Raw genomic sequence first — 9,726 nt, 5'->3', positions numbered from 1 at the left:
GCCTTGCATCTGCACGCACCAAGCCCCGCTCGGGTCGGCCACGACGCACCGTCGGTCGCGGCCGACCTGATCCAAACGAGAGGCCCTAGGAGGCGATCCGGCGCAGCAGCCCGGGCAGCGAGGTGCCGATCGGCTCGCGGATCACCTCGTCGGCGAGGTCGTCGTACGGGGTCGGTTCGGCGTTGACGACGACCAGCCGGGCGCCGTGGTCGGCGGCGACGCCCGCGAGCCCGGCGGCGGGGTGGACCTGGAGGCTGGTCCCGGCGGCGACGAACACGGTGCACGCCTTGCTGATCGCCGCGGCCTCGCCGAGCACCACCGGATCGAGGTGCTCGCCGAACATCACCGTCGCAGGCTTGAGGACGCCGCCGCAGTCCAGGCACGGCGGATCGTCCTCACCGGCGTCGACCCGGGCGAGGACGTCCTCCATCGGGCCGCGCGCCCGGCACTCGGTGCACACCACGCTCCGTACCGTGCCGTGGAGTTCGAGCACCTTGCGGTCCGGCAGCCCGGCGAGCTGGTGCAGCCCGTCCACGTTCTGCGTGATCACCCGCACCGGCACCCCGGAGCGCTCCAGCTCGACCACGGCGCGGTGCGCGGCGTTCGGCTCGACGGCGGGCGTGAAGGTCGCGCGCCGCATCCGCCAGGAGCGGCGGCGGATCTCCGGGTCGCCCATGTAGTACGCGTACGTCACGAGCTTCTCGGCATCGGGATCACGGCGCCACAGTCCGTTCGGCCCGCGGTAGTCCGGGATGCCGGAGTCCGTGCTGACTCCGGCAACGGTGAGGAGGGCGACGAGGGGCTTGCTCATGCGGCCGAGGGTAGGTCGCGGGGCGCCGGTCCGGCGAGCGGATATCGGCCCGCGCCCGAGTACGGCTACCCGGCCCGGACCAGGCGCAGCGTGCGGTCCGCCAGCTCGCTGATCCGGACCCCGTCGAAGCCGAGGACGGCGCTGCGGACCGTGTCCCGGAGCGGATCCCTCCACTGGGCCGGGACGGCCTTCGCGCCGCACCGGACACCCGCCACCGAGCCCGCCGTCGCGCCGTTGGAGTCGGTGTCCAGGCCGCCGCGCACGGTCAGGGCGATGGTCCGGGTGAAGTCGCCGTCGCCGTACAGCAGGCCGGCGGTGAGCACGGCCGCGTTCGGGACCGTGTGGATCCAGCCGAGGCCCGCCGTCTCCCGTTCGAGCGTGGTGAGCGTGTCCTCCCAGGCCAGTCCGGTCTCGTGCAGGGACGTCACCCGGCGCACGGTGCGGGCGAGGCGGCTGCTCGCCGGGATCACCGTCAGCGCCTCGTCCACCGCCTGTCGCACGGTGGGCGCCGTGAACGCCGCCGCGATCAGCGCCGCCGCCCACATCGCGCCGTACACTCCGTTCCCGGTGTGGGACAGCACCGCGTCCCTGCGGGCCGACGAAGCGGCGCGGCGCGGGGCGCCCGGGGAGGTCCAGCCGTGGATGTCGGCGCGGATGAGGGCGCCGATCCACTCCTGGTAGGGGTTGTCGTAGGTGGCCGTGAGCGGGGGTCTGAGGCCGTTCGCGAGGTTGCGGTAGGCGGCCCGCTCCGCCGTGAAGGTCTGCAGGTAGGGCAGCCGCAGCAGCCACAGGTGGCCCACCTGCTCGGTGCTGAAGGCGAAGCCGTGGGTCTCCAGCAGGTCGAGGCCGAGGATCGCGTAGTCGACGTCGTCGTCCCGGCAGCTGCCGTGGACGCGGCCGCGGACGCAGGAGCGCCACTCCGGGCGCAGGTCGGCTTCCTCGCTCTCGGCCGGCGGTCCGGGGAGGTAGTCGGTGAGGGGGAGGGCGTCCGCCCGCCGCAGGTAGCGGTCGATGCGCTCCCGCGTCCACACCTCGCCCTGCTCCACCGGTTTGCCGAGCATGTTGCCCGCGATCCGGCCCAGCCAGCCCCCGAGGACGCGGTCGGCGAGTTCCGGCCCCGTGTGTACGGCGTTCATCGCGGTCATATGACCGGTCTACCCGGTCCGGGGCCGTTCCACGGACCGTTCCACGGACCGTTCCACGGGCTGGGCAGGGCATGGTGGAGGCGGTGTCCTCCGGTTAGGGTCGCAGCGGCGCGACCGATCCCGACGTGCGCGCGAGGCCCGGAGAACGAGGGGAATGCAAGTGGCGGACGCTGCAGGGAGCGGCACTCGTACGGCGCGGCGGGTGCTCGTCGCCGCGGACAAGTTCAAGGGGTCGCTGACGGCCGTCGAGGTCGCCGAGCGGGTGACGGCCGGGCTGCGCAGGGTCGTCCCGGACCTGGTGATCGAGGCGCTGCCGGTCGCCGACGGCGGCGACGGCACCGTGGCCGCGGCGGTCGCGGCCGGGTTCGAGCGGCGGGAGGTGCGGGTCGCCGGTCCCCTCGGGGCCGAGGTGACCGCGGCGTACGCGCTGCGCGGTGACACCGCCGTCGTGGAGATGGCGGAGGCGAGCGGGCTGCAGCGGCTGCCGGCCGGGGTGTTCGCGCCCCTCACGGCGTCGACGTACGGCTCCGGCGAGCTGCTGCGGGCCGCGCTGGACGCGGGGGCGCGGAGCATCGTGTTCGGGGTGGGCGGCAGCGCCACCACCGACGGCGGCGCGGGCATGCTCGCGGCGCTGGGCGCGCGGTTCGTGACGGCGGACGGCGAGCCGGTGACGCCGGGGGGCGGGGGGCTGGCCGAGCTGGCGTCCGCCGACCTGTCCGGGCTGGACCCGCGGCTGGCGTCGGTCCGGCTCGTGCTCGCCAGCGACGTCGACAATCCGCTGACCGGGCCCAAGGGGGCGGCGGCGGTGTACGGCCCGCAGAAGGGGGCCTCGCCTCAGGACGTGGAGACGCTGGACGCGGCGCTCGCGCGCTTGGTGAAGGTGCTGGAGGAAGCGGTGGGTCCGGAGGCCGCCGCGTACGCCGAGGCCCCCGGGGCGGGCGCGGCGGGCGGCATCGGTTACGGCGCGCTGCTGCTCGGCGCCGGTTTCCGTCCCGGCATCGAGGTCATGCTGGACGTGCTCGGGTTCGCGCCGGCGCTGGAGCGGGCGGACCTGGTGATCACGGGGGAGGGGTCCCTGGACGAGCAGACCCTGCACGGCAAGGCCCCGGTCGGTGTCGCCGCGGCGGCCCGGGCGGCGAACAAGGAGGTCGTCGCGGTGTGCGGCCGGCTGGCGCTGCCGCCGCAGGTCCTGGGACGGGCGGGGATCCGGCGGGCGTACGCGCTGACCGACCTCGAGCCGGACGTGGCGCGGTGCATCGCGGAGGCGGGGCCGATCCTGGAGCGCACCGCCGGGCGGATCGCCCGGGACTTCCTGGTCTGAGCCGGATCCGGCCGGACCGGGAGACGCGGGCAGCCGGGGAACGGACCCCTTCGGGCGCCGGTGGGCCGATGCCCGGGGCGCGGGCGCCCCGTGCGGACGGATGCGGCATCCGTCCGCACGGGGCGGCGGAATCAGCGTCCGTCGCCGGGACGGTCGTCCGGACCGCACTTGTCCGGGGTCAGGTCGAAGTGCACGCAAGCGGTGACCTTCACGACGTAGTTGCTCGTGGAGGAGTCGCTGTACGTGGTCTCTCCCTGGCCCTTGGTGTTCCAGAGACGGAGCCCCTTGGTGTTCTTGCGGTCGAACTCCGAGTAGACGGAGTTGCCGTCCGCCCTCTCGTCGCGCACGGCGACGTTCTTGTTGCCGGACGACTGCCAGCTGTAGGCGTAGGAGATGTGGATGTCCGGGTTGGTGTGGTGGTTGAGCCTGGACGTGACGTCCTCGCCGGCGTCGGCGTAGGCCGGCGACGCCCCCGCAACGGCGCCCAGCATGACGACGGCCAGCGCGGCCTTCTTGGCGCTCCTGGATATCTGCATGATTCTCCCCTTTGACGCAGCGACTCATCCGCTGCGATGGATGGTCATCACGGTGACGGCCTTCGGATATGACGCACCCATGGGCGGGGCGAACGCGAGGCTGGTCACGCCAAGCGATTTCCGTTACAGGACCCCTCATGGGAGCGGGAAGAAGGCCTTCCTCGCGACCGGTGCAAGATCATATGGCAAAGCCCGCAGCGGGCAAGCGTAATTCCGGAAGCGTTCGCGTCCTCACTCGACGGGCTTCAACCGAGGGCTGAGCCGGTCTTACGGATCGTCAACTTCCATGCAGAACAAGGAACTTGACCTTCTTTCAATTCTGTTTATCAATCAACTTATTTGCTCGGCAAGTGGGTTGGAGGTCGAGAACGTGCACGTCATCCCCATCGTGTGACATGTGCCACATGGCGAGGGTGCTCGAGGTGAGGCCGAACCGGGAGGCACGAGGCCTGCGTGGAGGCGTCGTTGCGACTCCCCGGCTCGGGGCCGCCCGTACTCCGCGCCGGGCCGGCGCCCGGTGCCCCGGCTCCGTGTCCGGCGGGATTCCCCGCGGCCGTGAACCGCGGGGCGTCGTCCGGGTGGTCGGGCGGAAAGGGGAGTTGAAATGTCTCCGAAGGGCCGACGTCGCCACCTTTCCGGCGAGGTGCTTCGGTGATACCGAAATCGATGTGTCACGGGTCACGGATTCAAGCCCGTGCACGCATGGTTTCGATCGGTTCGAATCCGCTTCACGCATAAGGGCCGTAGGGGCCCATCGAGATCCTTAGGTCCGGTTTGTCTTTGTGGCGCAACGCGAGGGCGTCGAAAGCGCGTTGGTTTATTTCCTTTGCCTGGTGATCACTTTGGCCTACCATCGGCACCGACCGCGGGAGGCTGACCTCTCCCGCGCAACGGGGGACGATTCGCGGGGGCGTTGTTTCATGCTCACCGGAAGAGCCCGCCATCCACGGGACAGGGGCCGCCCCTGTCCCGCAGCGCCACCGCGACGTCGCACGGTGACGCGGCAACAGCTACCCGAGGGCACATCACGTGAGCAACTCCGACACCGGGCCCGCGCCCGACCCCGTACTCCACATCCAGGACCTGAACCACTCGGTCCGGGACCGGGCCCTGTTCGAGGGCTTGCAGCTCAGTGTCGCCGCCGGCGAGTCGGTGGCGATCACGGGACCGAGCGGTTCGGGCAAGAGCACGCTGCTCTCGTCGATCCTCGGTCTGGTCAAGCCGCACGGCGGAAGCATCAAGGTGGCCGGCGCGGAAGTGACGGGGCTGCGGGGCAGGCGGCTCGCCGAGCTGCGCAGCGAGACGATCGGCACCGTCTTCCAGTTCGGGGAACTGCTGCCCGAGCTCAGTCCGCTGGACAACGTGGCGCTGGCGGCGCTGCTGTCGCGTTCCGACCGGGCCGGCGGGTACCGCCGGGCACAGGAACTGCTGGACGAGCTGCGTGTGCCGCGTGCCGAGACGACGGAGGAACTCTCCGGGGGCGAGCACCAGCGCACGGCTGTGGCCCGTGCGCTGATCAACTCGCCCCGACTGGTCCTGGCCGATGAGCCCACCGGCTCCCTCGACCCCGACGCCACCGCCCGCATCGCGGATCTGCTCTTCGATCTCCCTCGACGGCGCGGGTGCGCACTGGTGCTGGTGACGCACGACCTCGAGGTCGCCGCACGAGCGGACCGGGTGCTGCGCCTCGACGCCGGTCTGCTGGTTCCTGCCCGGGTGAGGGAGGTGGCCGAGGCGTGAGCGGGACCGGACGCGCCGGCTTGGCGTTCCAGCTGCTGCGCATAGGGCGCGACGCGGGTCGCCGCTCGGAGGCGGCCGGGACCAGGGCCGCGGCCCTCGCGCTCTCGGCTTTCGCCGTCGCCCTGTGCCTGGGGCTGCTGTCGATGGTGCACGCCTCCTACGTCGGCAAGGAACAGCGACGTGACGCCAGGACCCCGGTGGGGCGGACGGAGCAATCGCGGGCGGACCGGGCCACGTTGTGGCTGGTCGGCTCGGACGCGCTGAAGGGGCGGCGGAGTTTCAGCGTCGTGCACATCGCGCCGCACACGTCGAACGCCCCCCTCCCTCCGGGGGTGGACCGCTGGCCGGGACCGGGTGAGGCCGTGCTCTCCCCCGGCCTGCTGGAAGCCGGCGCCGCGGAGGGGATCGCCGACCGTTACGGAAGGCTCTCGGGCACGATCGGGCAGGAGGGGCTGGACGACCCCGGGGAGTGGCTCGCCTACGTCCGGCCCGCGAAGGGCATGAAGGCCGAGGCGCCGATCGAGGTCGTGGTCGGTTTCGGGCCGGGGGCGGGAACGCCGGCCGAAGGCCTGCAACCGGGAACGGGGCGCGACAACGACAAACCCGAGTGGATGTTCCAGGGCCTCGTCCTCGGCCTGCTGCTCCTACCGAGTCTCGTGCTCCTGTTCACCGCGCTCCGTGCCGGGGCGGACGGGCGTGACCGCAGGGGTGCCCTGGTCGACGCCCTGGGAGGACGGAGGCGCGACCGCGCCCTGATCGTCGTGGGCGAGGCGCTGCGACCGGTGACGTGGGGGGCCCTCGCGTCGGTCCCGTTCTTCGTCGTGGCCGCGTCCGTCGACGTCCGGGTCCCGTTCGTCGGCTACGTGACGTCATCCGCCGACCTGCGTCAGCACGGCTGGCCGGCCCTGCTGTCCCCCGTGGCCGTCGTGGTGACGGCGCTGGCCCTCGCCGTCGTCGGAGACCGGCCGGCCGGCCGGGCCGAGGGGACCCGGCCCGCCCACGCGAACAGGTCACGCCGGCAGCGGTACCTCGCGTGCCTCTGTCCGCCGGCGGTCCTGCTCGCCAGCCGCGGTCCGGAACTCGCCGGCGACGACACGCAGTACCGGGCGTTGATCGGCTGGGCCGGCCTCGCCCTCGTCGTCCTCACCCTGCCGGCCGCGGTGGCGGTCGTCGTGGCCGAGCTCGGAGGAAGCCTGGAGCGGACCGGGCGAAAGCGGGGATGGGCCGGTGCGATCATCGCGGGCCGCCGCATCAGTCACCACCCGGCGGCCACGGCCCGCCTGGTCACCGGTGTGACGGTCGCGCTGATCGTCTTCGTGCAGGCCCTGGCCTGGCAGGCGATGTTCGGGACCTACCACGCCAAAATGGAGGAGGTCCTCAGCGCCACCAGCAGGAACGTCGCCGAGATCGGTCCCCGGGGGGCGACATCCCCCGGGCAGACCGCGGCCTATCTCGAGTCCCTCCCCGAGGGCAACGTGCCCGTCGTCCTCGCGCCTCCCCGCGCCGCCGCAGACGGCCCCATCACGATCGGCGGAGGGTGCGCCGCCCTGGAGAGCCTCCGGCTGCCGTGTTCGCCCGCACCGGCCCGCGTCGACGTCGCCCTCGACCGGCGCCTGCAGCAGTTGCTCCACTGGAACACGGAGGGCGGCACCTATCTGAAGGTGGTCCGGGCCGGTCAGGCCGAGCTGGCCGAGCTGGCCGTGCGGGAGACCAACACCCTGGCGGTGGTGAGGGCCGACGGCGGCGTCCCCGCCGTCGCGGCTCTCAAGGAAGCCTCCTACCGGGCCTACCCCCGCGGGGCCCAGGTCCGCTTTCCCGGGGAGGAGTGGCTGACGGACGGCGTTCCGGACCGGGACCAGGGCCGGTGGATCCGGCTCTTCGGCGTACTGGGGACGGGGATCCTCGTGCTCGCCGTCGGTCTCAGCGGCAAAGCCGAGTTCCTGCGCCAGGGCCGGGCGCTGGCGCCGCTGACCGTGCTGACCGGCGGACACCGCGTCTTCCGCAGCAGCGCGGCCTGGGCGATCGTCGCACCCCTCGCGTTCGCCGCACTGGCGGGATGCGTCGTCGCCGCCTGGACCGCACGATCGGTCGCCCGGCCGGGAATGGTCTACTACGTCCCCGGAGGCGTCGTGGCGACCGCCGTCACCGTGGTGCTCGCCGTGTCCGTCGTGATGGGGCTGTGGGCCGCCCGGATCGCCGGACAGCAGGCACGCGACTGGCGGGCCTAGGGCCTGTCCGGCGGATCACACCGGAGACGCGGGGCCCGGCACGCCCGGCCGCGGCGTTGCCGTCGGTCGCCGGTCCCCCCGCGCCCGGCTGCGCTCGCGCGGGGGGACCCCCATCGCACCGGCGACCTCCTCCGCCGTGCGGCCGGACACGCACCGGGCCCCGCTCACCCGGGCCGTGGAGCACCGTCGGCTTCCTCCGACCCGATCCGCCGGACAGGCTCCGGCCGCCCCTTCGGGCGCGACCCGAACACCCGGCCCAGCCCCCCGGGACCCGACGACCGGGGCGATCCCGGCGTGCGCCGGTGGTCCAGCCACTCCTCACCACCCCCGACGGACCGGGGCCCTTCTTCCCGCACGCGGTCATCAGCCGGTCCCGGACGCCCGGGACCGGCTCCGACATCCCAAGGACCTGAACGACTCCATGAGCCACCACATAACGACCCTGCGGCACCGCCTGCCCGTCTGGCCGGTACCGCTGCTGTGGACCCTCGCCCTGGGCCTGTGGGGGCTGTCCCGGCAGCACAGCGTGTGGCGGGACGAAGCCGCGACCTGGCAGGTGGCCCGCCGGTCCGTCACCGACATCTGGCACATGCTGGGGGAGGTCGACGCCGTGCACGGCCTCTACTACCTGCTGATGCACGGCCTCTTCGCGTGCTTCGGGCCCGGCACCACGACACTGCGCCTGCCCTCCGTGCTGGCCACCGCGGTGGCGGCGGCGTGCGTGACGGTCATCGGCCGGCGGCTGGCCGGCGGCTGGGCGGGGCTGGGAGGAGGGCTGGTGTTCGGTCTGCTTCCCGCCGTGCAGTTCCACCTCCAGGAGGGACGCCCGTACGCACTGGTCGCGGCGGGAGCCGGCGTCTCCACGCTGCTGCTGGTCACCGCGTTGCAGGGACGCGCCCGGACGGCGCACTGGGTGGCCTACGGCGGCACGGTCCTGCTGTGCGCGCTGCTCAACTGGCTGTCGCTGCTGATCCTGCCCGCGCACGCGGCGACCCTGGCCTGGACGAGAACCGGGCGCGGGACGTGGATCCGCTGGACGGCGTCCGCCGCGGCCGCCGTGGCGGCCGTCCTGCCGATGATCCTGTTCACCCTGAGCCAGTCCCGGCAGGTGTCCTGGATCCCACCGCTGACCTGGCACATGCTGATCGGCCCGGCGATCGTACTGGCCGTCGGCGCGCTCGGGGCCCTTCTGGACCGGCCGCGGGCCGGCCGGCTGTCGTCGGCGGCCGTCGCCCTGCCCCTGCTGGCCGTGCCGCAGCTCGGCCTGATCGGCCTCTCCCTGGTCAAGCCGCTCTTCCTGGACCGTTACATCCTGTTCAGCATGCTGGGCCTGGCCCTGCTGATCGGCGCGGCGCTGGGCGCGGTGGTGCGGATGACCGAGCCGCGGTTCCCCCGGGCGTCATCCTGGCTGGTGCCGGCCGTGATCGCCGTGGCGGTGCTGGCGCTGTGGCCGCAGTCGCTGGCCAAACGGTCCCCGGCCAGTCGTGTGGACGACGTCCTGGCGGTGGCGGCGGACGTGCGGCGGCTCACGAAGGACGGCGACGCGGTCGTCTTCGTCCCGGCGGCCCGCCGCGACACGGCCCTGGTCTCCCCCGGCGCTTTCGCCGGTCTGCGGGACGTCGCGCTGGCGGAGAGCCCCGCGGAGTCCGGGACCCTGAAGGGCGAGGAGGCGAGCCCGGAGCGCATACGGGCCGCGATGCTGGCGCAGCGGCGGATCGTGCTGATCACCGACGCGTCCGAGGTGGCCCGGCCGGTGTCGGCGGAGAGGGACCGGACGAAGACCGCCGTCCTGGGGGAGTTCTTCACGGCGGTGGCGGACGAGCAGGTCCGCGGGCGGCGGGTGACGGTGTACGAGCGGCTGCGGCCGGACCGGTAGGCCCCGGGAGTGCCGTGGGAAAGCCCGAGGGCCCGACCGAATCTCGATTCGGTCGGGCCCTCGGGCGGC

At 73.2% G+C, this 9,726-nt stretch carries 7 protein-coding genes; 4 read left to right on the top strand and 3 right to left on the bottom strand.

All coding sequences use genetic code 11. The features are described 5' to 3' along the window. Nucleotides 1-85: 85 nt before the first annotated feature. Nucleotides 86-811 carry an SIR2 family NAD-dependent protein deacylase gene (locus ABTY20_RS28210; protein WP_351999874.1) on the bottom strand — a complete coding sequence of 242 codons (726 nt, stop codon included), beginning with the start codon at nt 809-811 and terminating at the stop codon, nt 86-88. Between the two features lie 65 nt (nt 812-876). After that, the gene (locus tag ABTY20_RS28205; RefSeq protein ID WP_502991900.1) at nt 877-1,947 is read right to left on the bottom strand and encodes an ADP-ribosylglycohydrolase family protein; all 1,071 of its coding nucleotides are present in this window, start codon (nt 1,945-1,947) and stop codon (nt 877-879) included. A 169-nt stretch (nt 1,948-2,116) separates the two neighbouring features. Here ABTY20_RS28205 and ABTY20_RS28200 point away from each other — a divergent pair, with 169 nt between their 5' ends. Continuing rightward, complete coding sequence (locus ABTY20_RS28200) at nt 2,117-3,277, top strand: glycerate kinase (RefSeq protein WP_351999872.1); 1,161 nt, start codon at nt 2,117-2,119, stop codon at nt 3,275-3,277. Between the two features lie 131 nt (nt 3,278-3,408). On the opposite strand, the gene ABTY20_RS28195 is transcribed toward ABTY20_RS28200, so the two are convergent. Beyond that, nucleotides 3,409-3,813: a hypothetical protein gene (locus ABTY20_RS28195; protein WP_351999871.1), complete on the bottom strand. Its 405-nt coding sequence runs from the start codon at nt 3,811-3,813 to the stop codon at nt 3,409-3,411. Between the two features lie 1,029 nt (nt 3,814-4,842). Here ABTY20_RS28195 and ABTY20_RS28190 point away from each other — a divergent pair. The 3 genes from ABTY20_RS28190 (at nt 4,843) to ABTY20_RS28180 (ending at nt 9,657) form a co-directional block, all read left to right on the top strand. After that, on the top strand, nt 4,843-5,553 hold the full coding sequence (locus ABTY20_RS28190; protein WP_351999870.1) for an ABC transporter ATP-binding protein: 711 nt from the start codon (nt 4,843-4,845) through the stop codon (nt 5,551-5,553). Next, nucleotides 5,550-7,781, top strand: a complete 2,232-nt coding sequence (locus ABTY20_RS28185; RefSeq protein ID WP_351999869.1) for an ABC transporter permease — start codon at nt 5,550-5,552, stop codon at nt 7,779-7,781. Before ABTY20_RS28190 ends, ABTY20_RS28185 begins: the two co-directional genes overlap by 4 nt. A 421-nt stretch (nt 7,782-8,202) precedes the next feature. Further along, a complete protein-coding gene (locus tag ABTY20_RS28180) occupies nt 8,203-9,657 on the top strand; it encodes a glycosyltransferase family 39 protein (protein WP_351999868.1) in 1,455 nt (484 codons plus the stop codon). Nucleotides 9,658-9,726 lie beyond the last annotated feature (69 nt).

The organism is Streptomyces sp. NPDC126497 (assembly GCF_040302425.1).
Taxonomy (GTDB): domain Bacteria; phylum Actinomycetota; class Actinomycetes; order Streptomycetales; family Streptomycetaceae; genus Streptomyces.
Note: the sequence above shows the minus strand (reverse complement) of the source record. Positions and strands in the feature narration are given on the sequence as shown.

Coding starts and splice junctions, on each gene's coding strand:
- ABTY20_RS28210 (WP_351999874.1), bottom strand. CDS start 811: ATGAGCAAGCCCCTCGTCGCCCTCCTCACCGTTGCCGGAGTCAGCACG.
- ABTY20_RS28205 (WP_502991900.1), bottom strand. CDS start 1,947: ATGAACGCCGTACACACGGGGCCGGAACTCGCCGACCGCGTCCTCGGG.
- ABTY20_RS28195 (WP_351999871.1), bottom strand. CDS start 3,813: ATGCAGATATCCAGGAGCGCCAAGAAGGCCGCGCTGGCCGTCGTCATG.
- ABTY20_RS28180 (WP_351999868.1), top strand. CDS start 8,203: ATGAGCCACCACATAACGACCCTGCGGCACCGCCTGCCCGTCTGGCCG.